This is a genomic window from Massilia sp. DJPM01, from assembly GCF_030348125.1.
Lineage (GTDB): Bacteria > Pseudomonadota > Gammaproteobacteria > Burkholderiales > Burkholderiaceae_D > Telluria_A > Telluria_A frigida.
The window spans coordinates 166614-185996 of the sequence record NZ_JAQOZV010000004.1 but is presented as its reverse complement, the minus strand read 5'-3'; the positions used below and the strand labels follow the sequence as shown (position 1 = coordinate 185996).

Here is a 19383-nt window from a genome sequence, read left to right as displayed (position 1 = left end):
TGTTATGGTGGAAAGCGGCGAAGCCTTCCCTCTGTACTTTGTTGCAAATCTGCGCTGGCGGCACTGGTGGCGCCGCCACGAAAAGCCTGTCACATGAAGCGAAACCGTCTTGTTTGTCATCCGTCGTGCCCGCCGAGCGACTGCGCCCGGCCGCGGCATGTTGCTGCGCAGCGCGCAAGTCTACTTGCCGAATGTGTCAGCACCATGACTGGGCGGCAACAGGCAATACCATGTTTCCGGGAACATTCTCAGCCAACTATGCAGCAGCGCTCGCGCGGCTGACAAATACCATTTCGCTTATGCATTTATATATCGATCATATAAATTCATGCATAAAGTAGTGCTAGAACGGCTGAGATAGACATCTTTACGGGCTTGTTGCCTTGGCGGATTATAAATCTTCCCTTCCGACGTGAATTCCTTTCATAGGGATTTTCGACAAAGGTTTGCCCGGACGCGCAAATGTGTAGCGGGATGGCCACAAACTTTACATTACGTAAATCATTTTTTATAACAAACTGTGGATGTTTGGTGTCGCGCAAGCTAGCGCGGCTGCCATTGTGCAGCGTTTGGGAGGAGGGAGCGGGAAAACGGCAGAATTGGGATGTGACGGACACGGCAGGGCCGGGCCGGTGCCGCGGTCGCTCCTGCCAATGACAGAAACGACCGGGCTTGACAGGTCAGCGCGCGCGTTGCGTGACGCTGGCGGCCGCCGGCCAGGAGGCCACCAGCGCCTCGAAGCGCGCAAAGCGCTCGTCGAGCTGGCGCATCAGGCGCTGCTTTTCCTGCTCCGGCAGGAAGGCGTAGCGCACGCCGTTGTACGAGACCTTCTTGATTTCCGCGTACGACGGCTGGTAGCGGCTGGCGAACAGCGTGTATTCCTGCGACAGGTTGTGGCGCGTGACGCCGGCGTCGTCGGTCGAAATCACATACGGCACGCCGAACTTGCGGTACAAGGTCACCGGATGGTTCGCGCCTTTGATGCCGGAAATGAAGGCATTGCTGGTCAGGTTGATCTCGACCGGAATATCCTTGTCGCGCATGGTTTTCATGATCGCCGGCGCGTTCGATTCGTGCGCCAGGTCGATGCCGTGGCCGATGCGATCGGCGCCGGCCACGTTCAGGGCTTGCTCGATGTGGAACTTGAGGCCTTCCGGCGGCACGTCGCCCAGCGCCAGTTCGCCCGCGTGCAGCGCCAGTTTCACCTTCGGATAGCGGGTTTTCAGGAAGCGGAACATCTTCATGTGCAGTTCATAGTCGCGCATCGATGGCGCCAGGCTTTCCTGGCCGACGATATTGACGCCGACGATCAACTCGCTCTGGCTGGCGGCCTTGAAGCCGGCCAGCATCGACGAGAACACCATCGACGGATTTACCAGGCGCAGTACATACGCCTGGTAGCGCATGGTGAAGCGCTCGTCGTCGATGTTGGCGTGATTGGTCTTGATGCGCTCGACGTAATCGGCCAGGGTCTGGTTGAAAGTGGGGTCTTTTTCCAGCGTCTCCATCCAGCTGCGCATGGCGGCGGTGAGTGCGGCGTCGTCGCCGGCTTTCCACATGGCGTTGTCGGCGTCGGCATTACCGGTCATGGGCGCCAGCTTGAACATGGTTTCGATGTAGCCGACGTTTTCGGCGATGGCGCGCTTTTTCAGCTCCAGCAAGCCATCGTTGTAATTGGCGTTCGAGACCGGGCCAAAGAAGCCGAAGGTCTGGAAGAACTGGCGGTCCGGCGGCGGCTGGATCGCGCCGTGGTTGTCGAAGTCCTTGCTGGACCAGCGCTGCAGCAGCTCGCGGTAGGTGAAGTCGTCGGCCAGCACGTCGGCTGACGACAGGCAGGTGCGCTCGGCGGCGGGCAGCGCGCGCTGGGCGTCGATCACGGCCTTGGTCGTTTCGATGCGGTAGGTCTGCTTGTTGACGCACAGGCCCTGCTTGTCGAGGAAATCGACATATTGTTCGGCGTAGAGGGCACCGGAGTAGTGGTGGTGCAGGTCGGCGCCCTTGGGCATCTGCGAGAAGAACAGGGTCAGTTCGGACAGCTTCGGCTCGGCGCCGGCGATCAGGCCCGCCAGATGGCGCGCGGTGGCCGCTTCGTTGGCCTTGGACTTGGCGGTCGGCGCGGTGGCGGCATACGCGTTCGCGGCAAGCGCCAGGGCGATCAACAGGCTGCTCGTTTTACGGATCATGAATTCTTCTCTCGATTAGTATCCGTCGCTCCCGCGCCAAGGCGGCACTCGGCGGGAGCGACGGAGTGGTATTTACGCTTGCGTCGCGCTCGCGCGCTCATGCACCTTGCGCCCGGCCGCATAGGTCGCCCCAATACACCGGTCGTCACCCAGCAGCGCCAGCGCGAACAGCAACTCCTCGAGATTATTGCAGCGCTCCGTGCGGCGCGCCAGCAACGGCGTCGCTTTCGGGTCGAGCACGATGAAATCGGCCTCCGCCCCGGCCACCAAACTGCCGATGGTCCCTTCGAGTTGCATGCTGCGCGCCGCGCCCAGCGTCGCCAGGTAAAACATGCGCGCGGCCGGCAGGTAACTGCCCTTCAGTCGCGCTACTTTATAGGCTTCATTCATAGTTTGCAACATCGAGAAGGAAGTCCCCGCCCCCACGTCGGTCGCCAGCGACAGCGATACCTGCGCCGCGTCGGCCTTTTCAAAATCGAACAAGCCGCTGCCGAGGAAGAAATTGGAAGTCGGGCAGATCGCCGCCGCCGCCCCGGTTTCGGCCATGCGCGCGAAATCGCGGTCGTCAAGCCAGATGCAGTGGCCGAACATGGCGCGCTCGCGCATCAGTCCATAGTGGTCGTACACGTCCAGATAGCTGCGCGCGTCCGGAAACAGCGACTTGACCCAGCTGCACTCGTCCGCGTTCTCCGACACGTGGGTCTGGATGAACGTGTCCGGATACGCCGCCGCCAGCTCGCCCGTCAGCCGCAACTGCGCTTCGGTGGAGGTGGGAGCAAAGCGCGGGGTGATCGCGTACATGGCGCGGCCCTTGTTGTGCCACTTCTTGATCAGGTCTTCGCTGTCGCGCGCCCCGCTGTCGGCCGTGTCGCGCAAAAACTCGGGGCAGTTGCGGTCCATGAGCACCTTCCCCGCCGCCATGCGCAGGTTGCGCGCCTCGCTGGCCTCGAAAAACGCATCCACCGATTCGCGGTGCACGGTGCAGTACACCATGGCCGTGGTGGTCCCGCAGCGCAGCAGCTCGTCGAGGAAGAAGTCGGCCACTTCGCGTGCGTGCGCCGGGTCGCCGAACTCGCGCTCGGTCGGAAAGGTGTAGGTTTCCAGCCACGGCAACAGGCCCGGCGCCGGGGAAGCGATCATGTCGGTCTGCGGGAAATGCAGGTGGGTGTCGATAAAGCCCGGCATGATCACCTTGCCACGGTAATCGATCACCAGCGCGCCCGCTGGCAGCGTCGGGAACAGCTGCGCATAATCGCCGGCAGCCTGGATTTTGCCGCCCGAGACGATCAGCAGCCCATCTTCGTGCCACAGGCAGGCATCCTTGCTGAAGGCCGGGTCGGCGTGAAAATGCAGCAAGCTGGCTCGGTAGGCTTGCACGGTGCTTGGTGGTACGGTAGACATCAGACTCTTTCGGTGATTGCGGCCGCCGGTTTTGCCATGATGCGCATGGACGCGTCAGGCGTCCTTTGCATGGCATCCCACACGGTCAGTAACTGCGCGCAGACGGATGCGGCGATGACCGCCGGCGCCTTGTTGGTGATGCCGGCCAGCCCGATCGGGCAGACCATGGCGTCGATGCGCGCCGCGTCCACCCCGCGCGCGTGCAGGCGGTGTTCGAACTGGCGGCGCTTGGTTTTCGATCCGATCAGGCCGAACCAGCCCACGTCCGGCCGCGCCATGATCGCTTCGGTCAGGCGCTGGTCGAGCGCGTGGCTGTGCGTCATGACGAGGTAACTGGCACCGGCTGGCGCGGCGGCTACCAGCGCCTCCGGCACATCGGAGGCTTCCACGGTGACGTTGGCCGGTACCTGCGGCGGGAACATGTCGTCGCGTTCATCGACCCAGGTGACATTGCATGGCAGGTGCGCCAGTGCGCGCACGATGGCCGTGCCCACGTGGCCGGCGCCGAACAGCACCAGGTGCGCGCGCGGAGCGAACACCGGATCGACCAGCCAGCGCCGCCCGTCCGGTTCCTGCATGACGTAGGCGCCGCGGTCGCGCGCGAATACGGGTGGACGGCTGCCCGCCAGCCAGCGCCCGTCGCCATCGAACAGCGCGCTGTCCGCCGCGCCGTCGATGGCAACCACGCGCCAGCTATCGTCCTGGCGGCGCTGCCCGAGCAGCGCGGCCTGCGCCGCATCGAGCAGCTCGAACGCCAGGTGCACCACGCCGCCGCAGCACTGGCCGAGACTTGGGCCGAGGGCGTAGCGTTCAAAGTGGCGCGGGCGGGCGCCAGCCAGCATCGCGCGCGCGGTCTCGATGGCGCGATGCTCCAGATGGCCGCCGCCGATGGTGTCCCACACGCGGGTGGCGTCCACCAGCATTTTGGCGCCGCACTCGCGCGGACCGGAGCCTTCCACAATGGCCACGGTCACCAGCACGGCTGGACCGGTGGCACTGAGCCAGTCATCCATCACGCCGCCTTGAGCGCCGCTTCGACAGCGGAAATGGATTTGAGGATTTCTTCGCTGGTAGCCGGAGCGTTCAGCGGAGGGTTGACCTTGTGCCCGCCGACGCTGGAAATCGCATCGCGGATCGCAAAAAATACCGAGAATGGCAGCAGCAGCGGCGGCTCGCCCACGGCCTTGGAGCGGTGGATGCTGTCTTCGACGTTGCGGTTGTCGAAAAGGCGCACGCGGAAGTCTTCCGGGCAGTCGGACACGCCGGGAATCTTGTAGGTCGACGGCGCGTGCGTCATGAGTTTACCGGCCGGGTTCCACCACAGTTCCTCGGTAGTGAGCCAGCCCATGCCCTGGATAAAGGCGCCTTCGACCTGGCCGATATCGATGGCCGGGTTGAGCGACTTGCCGGCGTCATACAGCGCGTCGGCGCGCAACAGCTTCCATTCGCCGGTGAGCGTATCGACCACCACTTCGGCCACTGCCGCACCATAGGCGTAGTACGAGAACGGGCGGCCGTTCATGGTTTTCGGATCCCAGTGCAGGCCCGGCGTGGCGTAAAACCCGTCGGACCACAGCTGCACCCGCGCCAGATAGGCTTTTTGCACCAGCACCGGGAAGGCGACTTCATGGCCGTTGACATACACCACGTCAGCGGCAAACACCACGTCGCCAGCCTCGCCGCCATACAGCTTGACCGCGTAGGCGGCCAGGCGTTCACGGATCTGGCGCGCCGCGTCCTGGGCTGCCTTGCCGTTCAAATCGGCGCCGGTCGATGCGGCCGTGGCAGAAGTGTTCGATACCTTGCTGGTGTCGGTGGCGGTGGCGCGCACATGCAAGATGTCCACGCCCAGTTCATGCGCGACGACCTGCATCACCTTGGTGTTGATGCCCTGCCCCATTTCGGTGCCGCCATGATTGACGATGATGGAACCGTCGACATACACGTGCACCAGCGCGCCGGCCTGGTTCAGGTGCGTGACGTTAAACGCAATGCCGAACTTGACGGGCGTGAGCGCCAGACCTTTTTTGAGGACCGGGCTGGTGGCGTTGAAAGCGCTGATTGCCGCGCGCCGTGCGCGGTATTCGCTGGTCTCTTCCAGTTCGGCGGACAGTGCGTGAATCACGTTGTCCACCACGACCTGGCCGTACGGCGTGACGTTGCGCTCTTCGCGCCCGTAGAAATTGAATCGACGGATGTCGAGCGCATCGCGCCCGAGGTTACGGGCGATTTCATCGATGATGTATTCGATGGCAATCGCGCCCTGCGGACCGCCGAAGCCACGAAAGGCGGTATTGGACTGCGTGTTGGTCTTGCCGCAGGCGGCGCGGATATCGACGTCGGACAAATAATAGGTATTGTCGAAGTGGCAGACCGCGCGCGTGGCCACTGGCCCCGAGAGGTCGGCCGAATAGCCGGCGCGGGTGACCATGTCGACCTTGGCGGCGATGATGCGGCCTTCGTCGTCGTAGCCGACTTCATATTCGTAATGGAAGCAGTGGCGCTTGCCGGTGACGAGCATGTCGTCGTCGCGGTCGGCGCGCAGCTTGACCGGGCGCTTGAGTTTCGAGGCGGCGATGGCGGAAGCGGCCGCCCACAGCGCCGATTGCGATTCCTTGCCGCCGAAGCCGCCGCCCATGCGCCGGCATTCGACCACGATGTTATGCGAGTGCAGGCCGAGCGCGTGTGCCACCACATGCTGCATTTCGCTCGGGTGCTGGGTCGAGCAGAGCACCAGCATGCCCTTGTCTTCCTTCGGGATCGCGTACGAAATCTGGCCTTCCAGGTAAAACTGCTCCTGCCCGCCCACATACAATTCGCCCTTGACCGAGCGTGGCGCCTTTTCAAAAGCGGCCTGGTAGTCGCCGCGCGCGAGGCGCATCGGCGGCAGCACGTACGATTGCGCGGCCCTGGCGGCTTGCGGCGTCAGGATGGCGGGCAGTTCCTCGTAGGTGACCTTGGCCAGCCGCGCCGCGCGGCGCGCGTGGTCGTGCGTGTCGGCGACGACGATGAAGATCGGCTGGCCGACGTACATGACCAGGCCATCGGCCAGGATCGGATCGTCGTGGATGATCGGGCCGCAGTCGTTGGTGCCAGGGATGTCGGCCACCGTCAGCACGGCCACCACGCCCACGCTGGCGCGCACGGCGGCGAGATCGATGGCGCTGATATTGGCGTGCGCCTTGCTCGACAAGCCGAGCGCCGCGTGCAGGGTGCCCTGCACTTCCGGGATGTCATCGGTGTAGGTGGCCTGGCCGAGCACGTGCAGCGTGGCCGATTCGTGCGCGCGCGAGACGCCCACGCCGGTCCACGCCGCCGCTTTGAGCGCTGGGGTAGCTGCGTCGTTCATGGTGTTCTCCTTACGCGCGCACGGCAAAGGCGTTGACGGCATCGGCCGCCAGCGGGTTGTGTTGACGGGTCTCGAACCAGAAGCGGCGCAGCAGGTTCTGCGCGGCCTTCATGCGGTATTCGCTCGACGCGCGCATGTCCGACAGGGGCGCGTAATCCTGCGTCAGCATGGCCATGGCGGCATCCACCGTGGCCTCGCTCCACGGCTGGCCGAGCAGCAGGGCTTCGGTCTGCGCGGCGCGCTTGGGGGTGGCGGCCATGCCGCCGAAGGCGATGCGGGCCTCGGCCACCACGTCGCCGTCGATGCGCAGCGCGAAGGCGGCGCACACGGCGGAGATGTCCTGGTCGAAGCGCTTGGCCAGTTTGTAGGTGCGGAACTGCACGCCGGTACGCGGCAGCGGCACGCGCACGGCCTGGACGAATTCGCCCGCTTGCATGTCCTTTTTCTGGTAGCCGAGGTACAGGTCTTCCAGCGCCATCTCGCGTTCGCCGGCGGCGCCGCGCAGCACGACGCGCGCGCCCAGGGCGATCAGCCACGGCATCGAGTCGCCGATCGGCGAGCCGTTGGCGACGTTGCCGCCCAGGGTGCCGGCATTGCGGATCGGGAGCGAGGCAAAGCGCTGCCACATGGCCGACAGTTCGGCCGGATAGTGCGCGGCGATCGCCTTGTAGGCCTCTTCCAGCGTCACGCCGGCGCCGATCTCGATCATGCCGTCCTGCTGCGTTACCTGCTTGAGCGCGTCGACGTGGCCGAGGTAGATGATGTCGCCCAGCTCGCGCATCTGCTTGGTGACCCACAGGCCGATGTCGGTGGAACCGGCCAGCAGCACGGCGTCGGGCTTGTCGGCGCGGATGCGCACCAGTTCATCGAGCGTGCGCGGGGCGTAAAACGAGGCACCAGCGGCGCTGTAGGTGGCCATGGCGCCGCGTTGCAGGGGCGCCAATTGGGCCGCCAGCGCGGCGCGGTCGAAGTTCACGGCGGGCAGTTCGCCCATGCGCCTGGCGGCGTCGATGATCGGGCGGTAGCCGGTGCAGCGGCACAGATTACCCGAGAGAGCGTCGTCGATCTGGCAGCGGGTCGGCTCGCGCGTCGCATCGCGCGTCGCATCGCGCGTCGCATCGTGCGTCGCATCGCGCGTCGCATCGCGACCTTCCTGCTTGAGGTACATGCCCCACAGGGACATGACGAAACCGGGCGTGCAAAAGCCGCACTGGGAACCGTGGCATTCGACCATGGCTTGCTGCACCGGATGCAGGGTGCCGTTGGGCTGCTCCAGGTCTTCGACCGAGAACAGGGCCTTGCCGTCCAGCGTAGGCGTGAGCTGGATGCAGGAATTGACAGCCTTCATCTCGACCTGGCCGTCCGCGCCCAGCGAGCCGATGACGACCGTGCAGGCGCCGCAGTCGCCTTCGGCGCAGCCTTCCTTGGTGCCGGTGCAGTGCAAGTCCTCGCGCAAATGCTGGAGAATGGTCTGCGTCGGCGCGGCCTGCGTCACTACACGCACGGCGCCCTGATAGTAAAAACGAATCGGTTCTGACATTGTTGCCTCGGCTTTGTCCCAGCATGCAAGGCTACCACCCAAGGCATCCGCAATTATATCTATTTGAAGATGTCGGTTATCAGCAAAAAGCACTATGCCGGGTGGGCGGCCTTCCAGTGATCGGCGATATCGATGCGCCGGGTGATCCATACCTTGTCGTGACTTTGCACGTAATCGAGAAAGCGCGCCAGTGCCGCCGCCCGCCCCGGACGGCCCACGATGCGGCAGTGCAGGCCGATGGAAAGCATTTTCGGCTGGTTCAGGCCATCCCGATCGCCTTCCGCGTACAGCACGTCGAAGGCGTCTTTCAGATAATCGAAGAACTGGGTGCCGGAATTGAAGCCCTGCATGGCGGCAAAGCGCATGTCGTTGGTGTCGAGCGTGTAGGGCACGACCAGGTGCGGCGTCACGCCGCCCGCGTGCTCGACGTTTTGCCAGAACGGCAGGTCGTCGCCGTAGTGGTCGGCGTCGTAGGCGAAACCGCCATGCTCGACCACCAGCCGGCGGGTGTTGGGCGAGTCGCGCCCGGTGTACCAGCCCAGCGGGGCGGAACCGGTCAGTTCGCGCATGATCTGCACCGCTTCAGCCATGTGGGCGCGCTCGGTGGCTTCGTCCACGTTCTGGTAGGAGATCCATTTCAGGCCATGGCAGGCGATTTCGTGTCCCAGCTCCCGGAAGGCGGCCACGGCTTCCGGATTGCGCTTGAGCGCCATCGCCACCCCGAACACGGTCAGCGGCAGCTTGCGCTCCTCGAACATGCGCAGCAGGCGCCACAGGCCCGCACGCGAGCCGTATTCGTATAGCGACTCCATGCTCATGTGACGCATGGGAAACGCGGCCGCGCCGATGATCTCGGATAAAAACGTTTCGGAGGCGGCGTCGCCGTGCAGCACATTGTTTTCGCCGCCCTCTTCATAGTTGAGCACGAACTGCAGCGCCACCCGCGCCTGGCCCGGCCATTGCGGATGGGGCGGGGTACGCCCGTAGCCAATCAGGTCGCGTGGATAGTTGTCATAAGTGGTCATGAATGGGCTCTGGATGGAAGGGAAGGCATGGAGGGTATAGTGCGCATCATATATTGGCGTTCGCACCTCAGTATATGATCAGCCAGATAACAAGCGTCAATATCGACATATAGGAAGGACTATGGGAAAACTTAGTACACACGTGCTGGACACAACGCAAGGCAAACCCGGGGCCGGAGTGGTAGTCGAACTGTACGCCGTCACTGGCGGCGCGCGCACCCTGCTCAAGACCGTCACCACCAACCGCGATGGCCGCGTCGATACGCCCCTGCTCGAAGGCGACGCCATGCAGGCCGGACGCTACGAGCTGGTGTTTGCCGCCGGCGATTATTTCGCCGCCCAGGGCGTGAACCTGCCCGAACCGCGCTTCATCGACCAGGTGACGCTGGCCTTCGGCATTGCCGATCCGTCCCAGAACTATCACGTGCCGCTGGTGCTCACGCCGTGGTCGTATTCCACCTATCGCGGTAGCTGAAATACCAAGGAAACCGTGCGGCGGGCAAAAACTTGCTATTCTTGGGCAGAAAGCTTCAGGAGAGATAATGTCGCTGCACATCGTTCACTTTATCGGCCCCATCAACCATAGCGCGGTGTGCACCATCCGCAACCTCTGCCTGCAAGCGCTGCAGAGCGGCGCCAGCGAGATCGAATTGCACATGTCGACCGAAGGCGGCAATATGACCGCCGGCTTCGCGCTGTATTTCTTCCTTAAATCCCTGCCCCTGCCGCTGACCACCCACAATATCGGCAGCGTCGAATCGGTGGGCGTGGTGATTTTCCTGGCCGGCGGCAAGCGCTACGCCTGTCCCGGTACGCGTTTCCTGGTCCATCCGCTGCACTGGGGTTTCGGCAGCCTGGTGGCGGCCGACCACTCGCGCGTGAGCGAATGGCGCGACTGCCTCGATTTCGACGCCGAGCGCTATGCCTGCATTTTCGAGGAAGCGACCAAGGCCGCCGGTGCCCAGGACGATATCCGCACCAATCTGTTCGGCAATGCGCGCATCTACGACGCCGACCAGGCTGTGGCGGCCGGCATCATCCACAAGGCGACGCAGGCGCGCCTGCCGGGCGCCGGCACCACGTCGCACTGGTGGAACGGCTGACGGGCCGATACGGTGGCGGCAAAAGTTGCCGCACTACGTGACGCATATGTGACGCACACATCATGGTCAAACTTGCACGGAGGCGGGGCTTGACTTAAAATCAGCAGCTCTGCGGTTGCCGTTCCGGCGAGCGCACCATTCTGGGCTTGGCCCGCTTTTCATGCTCCCCTGTTTTTCCACCACCGCGGCACGCTGACCCTTGGATACCGTGTCGCCCTGGGTGCTCGTCGCCGCGCTTGTCTTCCTGATTCTGTGTTCGGCCTTTTTCGCCATGGCGGAAACGGCGCTCATGGCCGCCAACAAATTCCGCCTGCGCAGCCTGGCCAAGCGCGGCCACCGGGGCGCCATCACCACCCTGTGGCTGCTCGAGCGCACCGACAAGCTGCTGTCGCTGATCCTGATCGCCAATACCCTGGTCAACGCCATGGCGACGGTGCTGGCGACCGCGATTGCGATTTTGCTGTTCGGCTATGAAGAGAGCGTCATCGCGATCGCCATCGCGCTGCTGGTATTCGTGCTGATCGTGTTCGCGGAAATCGCGCCCAAGTTCATCGGCGCCACCTATCCGGAAACCATTTCGCTGGTGGCCAGCACCCTGCTCAAGCCCATGATGGCCGTGTCCAAGCCGCTGATCTGGTTCGTCAACCTGTTCGTGCGCCTGTTTTTGACGATCCTGCGCGTCAAGCCGGCCGACAGCGCGGCCCAGCACCGCGTCTCGCCGGAAGAGTTGCGCGCTATCGTGCTCGAAAGCAGCAATTTCATTCCGCAGAAGCACAAAAGCATCTTGCTCAACCTGTTCGATCTGGAAACCGTCTCGATCGAAGACATCATGACCCCGCGCTCCCAGATCGAGGCGCTCAACCTGGCCGTGCCGGTGGCCGAGCTCAAGGCCCAGCTGACGACTTGCTACCACAACAAGCTGCCGGTGTACGAAGGCGAGATCAACCGCATCATCGGCATCCTGCACGTGCGCCACGCGGTGGCCCTGCTCAACGAGGAAGACGAACTGAGCATTGCCCACTTCCGTGAACTTTTAACAACACCCTATTTCATTCCCCAGGATACGAGCGTCTTTACTCAGCTACAATATTTCCAGGAAAACAAGGAGCGCCTGGGCATCATTGTCGACGAGTACGGCGAAGTGCAAGGCCTGGTCACGCTCGACGATATCATCGAAGAAATGATTGGCGATTTCACCACCTCGGTGCCCGGCGCGGCGCGCGGCGACAGCTTCGGCTGGGATGCGCGCGGCGAATGCCTGCTGGAAGGCACGGCGCCCCTGCGCGAGATCAATAAACGGCTCGGCCTGGCCTTTCCGCTGGACGGTCCCAAGACCGTCAACGGCTTGATGCTGGAGCAATTGCAAGAGATTCCCGACGCCCCGATCAGCCTGAAAATCGGCAATGTTGTGATCGAAGTCATCCAGGTAAAAGACCAGGCAATCAAGGTCGTCAAGCTGACTCGCCCGCCGCTATCCTAATCAGACTGTCACCAACAATTTCAGTTCAGCCATACAAGTTCCAAGTTGCAATTGAACGTTCCATTTTAGCTACGTGGTATGGTTGCCTCCCCCATGCAGCAAACACTTTACAAATGTGATGCTCGGAGGCATGATCCAAGGCAGTTCGCCGCAACAGTCACCACTGGACGGCGCTTTGTCGTTCTCCGTACCAATTAAACCAAGCGCGCATATGGCTGCAGTCCTCCCCAATACGACCCCCGGAACGCCCATGCCGGGCCTGGCCCGCGCCCTGATGCAGGCTGGCCGCCTCAGTGCGCAGCAAGCCGATACACTGCACAAGAAATCGCTGATCGACAAGAGTCCGTTCATCGATACCTTGCTGCTGACCGGCACCTTCGACGCGCGTACCCTGGCCGCCTTTTGCGCGGAAACCTTCGGCTACCCGCTGATGGATTTGCAGAGCTTCAATGTCGACGCCCTGCCGCCGAACGCCATCGATGGCAAGCTGATGCAGACCCAGCGCGTGATCGCCCTGGCCAAGCGCGGCAACAAGATGTCGGTCGCCATTTCGGACCCGACCAATATCCAGGCGCTCGACCAGATCAAGTTCCAGAGCGAAGCGTCGGTCGAGCCGGTGATCGTGCTGCACGACGCCCTGCTGACCCTGCTGGCCAGCCTGGGCCGCAATGCCGAACAGAATTTGAACGACATGGTCGGCGACCAGGAAGATATCCAGTTCGGCGAAGACGATGCGCCCGCGGTCGTCGACCAGGCCGCCGCCGCCGATATCGAAGACGCGCCGATCGTCAAGTTCCTCAACAAGATCCTGATGGATGCGATCAACCTGGGCGCGTCCGATATTCACTTCGAACCGTTCGAAAAATTTTACCGCATCCGCCTGCGCGTGGACGGCGTCCTGCGCGAGCATGCCCAGCCGCCGATCACGATCCGCGACAAGCTGGTCTCGCGCATCAAGGTGCTTTCCAAGCTCGACATTTCCGAAAAGCGCGTGCCGCAGGATGGCCGCATGCGCCTGATCCTCTCGCCCACCAAGGCGATCGACTTCCGGGTCAGCACCTGCCCCACCCTGTTCGGCGAAAAGACCGTCATGCGGATCCTGGACGCGACCCAGGCCCAGATGGGCATCGACGCGCTCGGCTACGATCCGGACCAGAAGGAATTGCTGCTCGAAGCGATCCAGCGTCCGTACGGCATGGTGCTGGTGACCGGCCCGACCGGTTCCGGCAAGACGGTGTCGCTGTACACCTGCCTGAACGTGATCAACAAGCCTGGCATTAATATTTCGACAGCGGAAGACCCGGCCGAGATCAACTTGCCGGGCGTGAACCAGGTCAACATCAACGACCGCTCCGGCCTGACCTTCCCGGTCGCGCTCAAGTCCTTCCTGCGCCAGGATCCGGACATCATCATGGTCGGCGAGATCCGCGACCTGGAAACGGCCGACATCGCGATCAAGGCCGCCCAGACCGGCCACATGGTGTTCTCGACCCTGCACACCAACGATGCGCCATCGACCCTGACCCGCTTGATGAACATGGGCGTGGCGCCCTTCAACATCGCCTCGTCGGTGATCATGATCACCGCGCAGCGCCTGGCGCGGCGCCTGTGCACCTGCAAGAAACCGGTCGAGACCAGCCGTGAAATCATGCTTGCCGCCGGCTTCAAGGAAGAAGAACTGGAAGGCGGCTGGAAGCCTTACGGTCCGGTCGGCTGCGACCGTTGCCTCGGCGGCGGCTACAAGGGCCGGGTCGGTATCTACCAGATCATGCCGATTACCCCGGCGATCGAAAAAATCATTCTGGCGAACGGCAATTCGATGGAAATTGCCGCGCAATCGGAGCTGGAGGGCGTGAAATCCTTGCGCCGTTCCGGCCTGATGAAAGTAAAGCAAGGCTTGACCAGCCTTGAAGAAGTTCTTGGCTGCACCAACGAATAGGAAAATACAGTATGGCACTCGCTCAATCTAAAACCAACGCCGTCAAGGAGTCGGTCTACGCCTGGGAAGGCAAGGACAAGTCCGGCAAGACCGTGCGCGGCGAACTGCGCGCCGGCGGCGAAGCCGTGGTCAATGTGACCTTGCGGCGCCAGGGTGTCATGGTCACCAAGGTCAAGAAAAAGACTTATCGCAGCGGCAAGAAGATCACGGACAAGGATATTTCCCTGTTCACGCGCCAGCTGGCCACGATGATGAAGGCCGGCGTGCCGCTGTTGCAATCGTTCGATATCGTCAGCAAGGGCCACGCGAATCCTTCGATGGCCAAGCTGATCCTGGACTTGCGCTCGGACATCGAAACCGGTACCAGCCTGAACAATGCTTTCCGCAAGTATCCGCTCTACTTCGACCCGCTGTTCTGCAACCTGGTCGGGGCCGGCGAACAGGCCGGTATTCTGGAAGACTTGCTGACGCGCCTGGCGATCTACAAGGAAAAAACCCTGGCCATCAAGGCCAAGATCAAGTCCGCGCTGATGTATCCGGTGTCGATCCTGGGCATCGCCTTCATCGTCACCGCCGTGATCATGATCTGGGTGGTCCCGGCGTTCAAATCGGTGTTTACCAGCTTCGGCGCCAATTTGCCGACCCCGACCGTGATCGTGATGGACATTTCCGACTTCTTCGTCTCGTACTGGTGGGCCATTTTCGGCACCCTGTTCGCCGGCCTGTACTTCTTTTTCCAGGCCTGGCAGCGTTCGGCCAAGATGCAGCGCTTCATGGATCTGGCGCTGCTCAAGGCGCCGATCTTCGGCAGCGTGATCCGCAAGGCGGCGATCGCGCGCTGGACCCGTACCCTGGCCACCATGTTCGCGGCCGGCGTGCCGCTGGTCGAAGCGCTCGACTCGGTCGGCGGCGCGGCCGGCAATGCCCTGTACCTGGAAGCGACCAAGCGCATCCAGAACGAGGTGAGCACCGGTACCAGCCTGACCGCGGCGATGCAGAACGCCAATGTATTCCCGCCGATCGTCACCCAGATGGTCGCCATCGGCGAAGAATCGGGCGCACTCGATGCAATGCTGGGCAAGGTCGCCGGCTTCTTCGAGGATGAAGTCGACGAGGCCGTCGCCACCCTGGCCTCGCTGATGGAACCGCTGATCATGGTGATTTTGGGCGTGCTCATCGGCGGCCTGGTGGTCGCCATGTACCTGCCGATCTTCAAACTGGGCGCGGTGGTATAACAAGGGATGGGCGGCCACGTGCCGCCCATCCCCAGCATCAGCGCCGCAGCAGCCGCTTGCCCCGCCGGCAAGCGCCTGCTGCGATTTTTTTTGGTGCCCGCCGGGCGCCGGAACCGGGCGCCGGAACCGGGCGCCGGAACCGGGCGCCGGAACCGGACGCGGTTCCCCAAAGCGGGCGCAAGCCCTAAAATAGATCGGTGCAGCACACTGCCGCGATCACTTCTTACCTTGGAGCATCATGCTACCGGAAACACTCTTGTTCGCCGCCCCCGGCTCCCTGGGCCCGGCCCTCGCCGCCGGCCTGTTCGGCCTGCTGATCGGCAGCTTTTTGAATGTCGTCATCTACCGCCTTCCCAAGATCCTCGATCGCGAATACAACGATTACCTGGCCGGCGAGTACGGCTGCGGCTGCGGCACCCGCAAGGTGCACACCGATACATTCAGCCTGTGGGCGCCGCGCTCGGCCTGCCCGCACTGCGGCCACAAGATTGGCGCGCTGGAAAACGTTCCCGTGATCAGCTACCTGGTCCTGGGCGGCAAATGCAAAGGCTGCAAGGCCAGGATTTCGCCGCGTTATCCGATCATCGAACTGGTGACCGGATTGATGTCAGCCCTGCTGGTATGGCACTTCGGCAGCGGCTATACCGGCCTTGCCACCCTGGTGTTCGGCTACCTGCTGCTGTCGATGACCTTCATCGATGCCGATACCCAGCTGCTGCCCGACGAACTGACCTATCCGCTGCTGTGGATCGGCCTGCTGATGAATATCAACGGCAGCTTCGTGCCGCTGCCAGACGCGGTCATCGGCGCGGTGGTCGGCTACCTGTCGCTGTGGTCGGTCGCGACCCTGTACGAGAAGGTGCGCGGACAAGTTGGCATGGGCCATGGCGACTTCAAGCTGCTGGCCGGACTGGGCGCCTGGATGGGCTGGAGCGTGCTGCCGAGCGTGATCCTGATTTCGTCGGCGGTCGGGTCGGTGGTCGGCCTGTGCCTGATCGTGTTCGGCGGACGCGCGCACAATGTCAAGATTCCTTTCGGTCCTTACCTGGCCGCGGCCGGCTTCATCGTGATGCTGTACGGCAAACCGATCGGCGCCATGACCGGCATCTTGCTCCAGTACTGGATCCGCTAAGTGGACAGTGCGCGCGCCCCTGACGCCGGCAAGTTCAGCGTCGGCCTGACCGGCGGCATCGGCTGCGGCAAGACGGCCGTCTCGGACCGCTTTGCCGCGCTGGGCGCGAGCATCATCGATACCGACCTGATCGCGCATGCGCTGACCATGCCCGGCGGCGCCGCGATGGATGCCCTGCTGCACGAGTTCGGCCCGGCCTTTGTCAGCACCGACGGCGCGCTCGACCGCGTGCGCATGCGCGAACTGGTGTTTTCCGATCCGGCCGCCAAGGCGCGCCTGGAAGCCATCCTGCACCCGCGCATTCGCGCCGCCACTGCGGCCGCCGCCACCGTGGCCAGCGGTGCCTATCTGATCTACGTGGTACCGCTGCTGATCGAGTCCGGCGGCTGGCGCGAGCGGGTGGCGCGCGTGCTGGTCATCGATTGCCCTGAAGAAGTACAAATTGCGCGCGTGATGCGCCGCAACGCCATGAGCGAAGCCCAGGTGCGCGCCATCATGGCCAACCAGGCCAGCCGCGCCGCGCGGCTGGCGGCGGCCGACGATGTGCTCGTCAACGATGGCAGCCTGGAAGCCCTGGACCGTCAAATTGCTCTATTGCATGCACAATATCTGGCATTTTCGGAGAGAATGGCACTATTCCCGGTGCAGCGTTTGTAATTTTGCGTCGCTTGGTTCAGAATCACGGGATTCTTCTCCTGCCATGTAAAGGGATGTCATTTTGATCGTCTACGAATACCCTTTCAACGAGCGCATACGCACGTTGTTGCGGCTGGAAGACCTGTACGAGAAGTTCAAGTTCTTTGTGCACCAGGAACATGCAATGCAGCATCATGTCGCCCTGGCCACCATCTTCGACATGCTCGAAGTGGCCGGCCGCGCCGATCTCAAGAGCGACCTGCTGCAGGAACTCGAACGCCAGAAGCAAAGCTTGCTGAGCTACCGGTCCAATCCGAATGTCGCCGCCGACATGCTCGACGCCGTCCTCGCCGAGGTCGAAACGGTCAGCGGCGCGCTGGTCGCGGCGCAGGGCAAGACCGGCCAGAACGTACGCGACAATGAATGGCTGATGAGCATCCGCGGCCGCACCATCATTCCCGGCGGCGCCTGCGAATTCGACTTGCCGTCCTATTACGCCTGGCAAAAGCGGCCGGCCGAGCAGCGCTTCAACGATATCGTCAACTGGTTCGCCCCGCTGGCGCCGCTGTTCGACGCCCTGGCCCTGGTGCTGCGCCTGCTGCGCGACTCGGGTGGCCCGGTCAAGATGGTCGCCATCGCCGGCAGCTATCAGCAAATGCTGCAAGGCAAGGTCTACCAGATGCTGCGCCTGACCATGGATGAAGCGATGGGGGCGATTCCCGAGATTTCCGCCAACAAGTACATGTTGTGGGTGCGCTTTACCACGCAGGGCGGCGATTTGAAGCCCAAGCCGCTGGAAGAAGATGTCCCGTTCGAGCTCACGCTCTGTAATTTTTAGATCCCATGTTGCCATGACCGTCGTTAGCTGCCCCACCTGCGCCAAGAAAGTCGAATGGACCGAGGCGAATAAATTCCGTCCATTCTGTTCCGAACGCTGCAAACAGATCGACCTGGGCGCCTGGGCCGAAGAAAAATACACCATTCCCGGCGCCGCCCCTTCCGACCCCCTGCTGGACGACGACAACCTGCCCCAGTAGCGCCGCGCTCGTCCTGCGACGTGGCGGCGCAAAAGCGCTTACAATGACTGACCGCCCATCACGCAAAGGATGCAACCACATGTCAATGTCACGGGCAGTGCGATGAGACTCGACCGTTTCATCAATGAGCGCATGGAAGAAATCCTGACGGAGTGGGAAGCGTTCGCCCAGACCCTGCTGCCGGCCGCCAGCCAGATGACCGATCTGGCCCTGCGCGACCACGCGCGCCAGATCCTGCAGGCGATCGCGCTCGACATCGAAACCTATCAAGACCCGGAACAGCAGCTCGCCAAGTCGCAGGGCCTCGCGCCCGACACGGTCGACGGCGAAAGCGCCGCTTCCATCCACGGCGCGCTGCGCCAGGCCAGCAATTTTTCCCTGCTCCAGCTCAGTGCGGAATACCGCGCCCTGCGCGCCACCGTGTTGCGCCTGTGGCTGCCGCAAGTCAATCGCATGACATCCGATGTTGCCGACGAAATGGTGCGCTTTAACGAAGCCATCGACCAGGCCCTGGCCGAGTCGGTGGTGACTTACTCGGCGCGCGCCGACCACATGCGCGAACTGTTTTTGGCCATTCTCGGGCACGACCTGCGCGCGCCGCTGTCGAGCATGTCGATGGCGGGCGACCTGCTGATCCGCATGCAGGTCGACGCCACCCAGGCTGGCGACATCGGCGCCCGGGTCAAGCGCGGTACGCGCCTGATGAGCAGCATGGTGGACGACCTGATCGGCTACACCCGCACCCAGCTTGGCGGCGGCATGCCGACCCAGCTGCGCGAGGTTGACGTGGGCGACGTGTGCCGGGCGGCGCTGGCCGACGCCCACGCCACCCATCCGGCCACGCGTTTCGAGATCGAGGCCGATGAAGGGCTCGGCGGGCAATACGATGCCGTACGCCTGCACCAGCTGCTGACCAACCTGATGGTCAACGCCGCCCAATACGGCACGCGCGGCGCCGCCGTGCGCATCGAGGCGCGCGCTCATCCGGACGCGGTGACGGTGGCCGTGACCAATGACGGCCCGGTGATTCCATCCGACTCGCTCGAAAGCATTTTCAGTCCGCTGATCCAGCTGCCGGGCGAAGGCGAAGCCGAGGAACGGCCGCGTACCAGCCTGGGGCTGGGTTTGTTCGTCGCACGCGAAATCGCCGTGGCGCATGGCGGCACCCTGACAGTGACCTCCAGCGCCGAATGCGGCACGACCTTTACAGCGCACTTGCCGCGCGCGCCGAACAGCGGCGGGGACTGATCCTGCGCGTACCACCGTCGCCCGCGCGCGAGGGCGGGGCGACGGTAAAGATACCCGGGGGGCGACGGTGCCCGC

The 19383-nt window shown here is 63.3% G+C and carries 16 protein-coding genes; 10 read left to right on the top strand and 6 right to left on the bottom strand.

What is annotated here, in order from left to right; translation table 11 throughout:
* Nucleotides 1–680: 680 nt before the first annotated feature.
* The 6 genes from PO883_RS04720 to puuE form a co-directional block, all read right to left on the bottom strand.
* Complete coding sequence (locus tag PO883_RS04720; RefSeq protein ID WP_289308698.1) at nucleotides 681–2183, bottom strand: adenosine deaminase; 1503 nt, start codon at nucleotides 2181–2183, stop codon at nucleotides 681–683.
* Between the two features lie 72 nt (nucleotides 2184–2255).
* Nucleotides 2256–3584: a guanine deaminase gene (gene guaD / locus PO883_RS04715; RefSeq protein ID WP_289308697.1), complete on the bottom strand. Its 1329-nt coding sequence runs from the start codon at nucleotides 3582–3584 to the stop codon at nucleotides 2256–2258.
* Nucleotides 3584–4597 carry a xanthine dehydrogenase accessory protein XdhC gene (xdhC, locus tag PO883_RS04710; RefSeq protein WP_289308696.1) on the bottom strand — a complete coding sequence of 338 codons (1014 nt, stop codon included), beginning with the start codon at nucleotides 4595–4597 and terminating at the stop codon, nucleotides 3584–3586. Before xdhC ends, guaD begins: the two co-directional genes overlap by 1 nt.
* On the bottom strand, nucleotides 4597–6933 hold the full coding sequence (gene xdhB / locus PO883_RS04705) for a xanthine dehydrogenase molybdopterin binding subunit (RefSeq protein WP_289308695.1): 2337 nt from the start codon (nucleotides 6931–6933) through the stop codon (nucleotides 4597–4599). The genes xdhC and xdhB overlap by 1 nt, the downstream gene beginning before the upstream one ends.
* A 10-nt stretch (nucleotides 6934–6943) precedes the next feature.
* The gene (xdhA, locus tag PO883_RS04700; RefSeq protein ID WP_289308694.1) at nucleotides 6944–8473 is read right to left on the bottom strand and encodes a xanthine dehydrogenase small subunit; all 1530 of its coding nucleotides are present in this window, start codon (nucleotides 8471–8473) and stop codon (nucleotides 6944–6946) included.
* Nucleotides 8474–8565: 92 nt separating this feature from the next.
* Complete coding sequence (gene puuE / locus PO883_RS04695; protein ID WP_289308693.1) at nucleotides 8566–9498, bottom strand: allantoinase PuuE; 933 nt, start codon at nucleotides 9496–9498, stop codon at nucleotides 8566–8568.
* Between the two features lie 121 nt (nucleotides 9499–9619).
* On the opposite strand from puuE, the gene uraH reads away from it, so the two are divergent.
* From uraH to PO883_RS04645, 10 genes are all read left to right on the top strand, one after another.
* Nucleotides 9620–9973 carry a hydroxyisourate hydrolase gene (gene uraH, locus PO883_RS04690; RefSeq protein ID WP_289308692.1) on the top strand — a complete coding sequence of 118 codons (354 nt, stop codon included), beginning with the start codon at nucleotides 9620–9622 and terminating at the stop codon, nucleotides 9971–9973.
* A gap of 67 nt (nucleotides 9974–10040) precedes the next feature.
* Nucleotides 10041–10601: an ATP-dependent Clp protease proteolytic subunit gene (locus tag PO883_RS04685; protein ID WP_289308691.1), complete on the top strand. Its 561-nt coding sequence runs from the start codon at nucleotides 10041–10043 to the stop codon at nucleotides 10599–10601.
* Nucleotides 10602–10800: 199 nt separating this feature from the next.
* The gene (locus PO883_RS04680; protein WP_289308690.1) at nucleotides 10801–12081 is read left to right on the top strand and encodes an HlyC/CorC family transporter; all 1281 of its coding nucleotides are present in this window, start codon (nucleotides 10801–10803) and stop codon (nucleotides 12079–12081) included.
* A gap of 250 nt (nucleotides 12082–12331) precedes the next feature.
* Nucleotides 12332–14020, top strand: a complete 1689-nt coding sequence (gene pilB / locus PO883_RS04675; RefSeq protein WP_229423599.1) for a type IV-A pilus assembly ATPase PilB — start codon at nucleotides 12332–12334, stop codon at nucleotides 14018–14020.
* Between the two features lie 11 nt (nucleotides 14021–14031).
* Complete coding sequence (locus PO883_RS04670) at nucleotides 14032–15255, top strand: type II secretion system F family protein (protein WP_167088309.1); 1224 nt, start codon at nucleotides 14032–14034, stop codon at nucleotides 15253–15255.
* 238 nt (nucleotides 15256–15493) lie between these two features.
* Nucleotides 15494–16387 (top strand): A24 family peptidase, encoded by an 894-nt coding sequence (locus tag PO883_RS04665; RefSeq protein WP_289308689.1) that lies wholly within the window; start codon nucleotides 15494–15496, stop codon nucleotides 16385–16387.
* The gene (coaE, locus tag PO883_RS04660; RefSeq protein ID WP_289308688.1) at nucleotides 16388–17044 is read left to right on the top strand and encodes a dephospho-CoA kinase; all 657 of its coding nucleotides are present in this window, start codon (nucleotides 16388–16390) and stop codon (nucleotides 17042–17044) included.
* A 61-nt stretch (nucleotides 17045–17105) separates the two neighbouring features.
* Nucleotides 17106–17861: a cell division protein ZapD gene (gene zapD, locus PO883_RS04655; protein WP_289308687.1), complete on the top strand. Its 756-nt coding sequence runs from the start codon at nucleotides 17106–17108 to the stop codon at nucleotides 17859–17861.
* A gap of 13 nt (nucleotides 17862–17874) precedes the next feature.
* Entirely contained in the window at nucleotides 17875–18060 is a 186-nt protein-coding gene (gene yacG / locus PO883_RS04650) for a DNA gyrase inhibitor YacG (RefSeq protein WP_126074530.1), read from the top strand.
* Between the two features lie 102 nt (nucleotides 18061–18162).
* Nucleotides 18163–19308 (top strand): sensor histidine kinase KdpD, encoded by a 1146-nt coding sequence (locus PO883_RS04645; protein WP_289308686.1) that lies wholly within the window; start codon nucleotides 18163–18165, stop codon nucleotides 19306–19308.
* Nucleotides 19309–19383 lie beyond the last annotated feature (75 nt).

Bases quoted from the DNA above. Each gene is read 5' to 3' on its own strand.
- PO883_RS04720 (WP_289308698.1), bottom strand. From the start codon at position 2,183: ATGATCCGTAAAACGAGCAGCCTGTTGATCGCCCTGGCGCTTGCCGCG.
- guaD (WP_289308697.1), bottom strand. From the start codon at position 3,584: ATGTCTACCGTACCACCAAGCACCGTGCAAGCCTACCGAGCCAGCTTG.
- xdhC (WP_289308696.1), bottom strand. From the start codon at position 4,597: ATGGATGACTGGCTCAGTGCCACCGGTCCAGCCGTGCTGGTGACCGTG.
- xdhB (WP_289308695.1), bottom strand. From the start codon at position 6,933: ATGAACGACGCAGCTACCCCAGCGCTCAAAGCGGCGGCGTGGACCGGC.
- xdhA (WP_289308694.1), bottom strand. From the start codon at position 8,473: ATGTCAGAACCGATTCGTTTTTACTATCAGGGCGCCGTGCGTGTAGTG.
- puuE (WP_289308693.1), bottom strand. From the start codon at position 9,498: ATGACCACTTATGACAACTATCCACGCGACCTGATTGGCTACGGGCGT.
- uraH (WP_289308692.1), top strand. From the start codon at position 9,620: ATGGGAAAACTTAGTACACACGTGCTGGACACAACGCAAGGCAAACCC.
- PO883_RS04685 (WP_289308691.1), top strand. From the start codon at position 10,041: ATGTCGCTGCACATCGTTCACTTTATCGGCCCCATCAACCATAGCGCG.
- pilB (WP_229423599.1), top strand. From the start codon at position 12,332: ATGCCGGGCCTGGCCCGCGCCCTGATGCAGGCTGGCCGCCTCAGTGCG.
- PO883_RS04670 (WP_167088309.1), top strand. From the start codon at position 14,032: ATGGCACTCGCTCAATCTAAAACCAACGCCGTCAAGGAGTCGGTCTAC.
- PO883_RS04665 (WP_289308689.1), top strand. From the start codon at position 15,494: ATGCTACCGGAAACACTCTTGTTCGCCGCCCCCGGCTCCCTGGGCCCG.
- yacG (WP_126074530.1), top strand. From the start codon at position 17,875: ATGACCGTCGTTAGCTGCCCCACCTGCGCCAAGAAAGTCGAATGGACC.
- PO883_RS04645 (WP_289308686.1), top strand. From the start codon at position 18,163: ATGAGACTCGACCGTTTCATCAATGAGCGCATGGAAGAAATCCTGACG.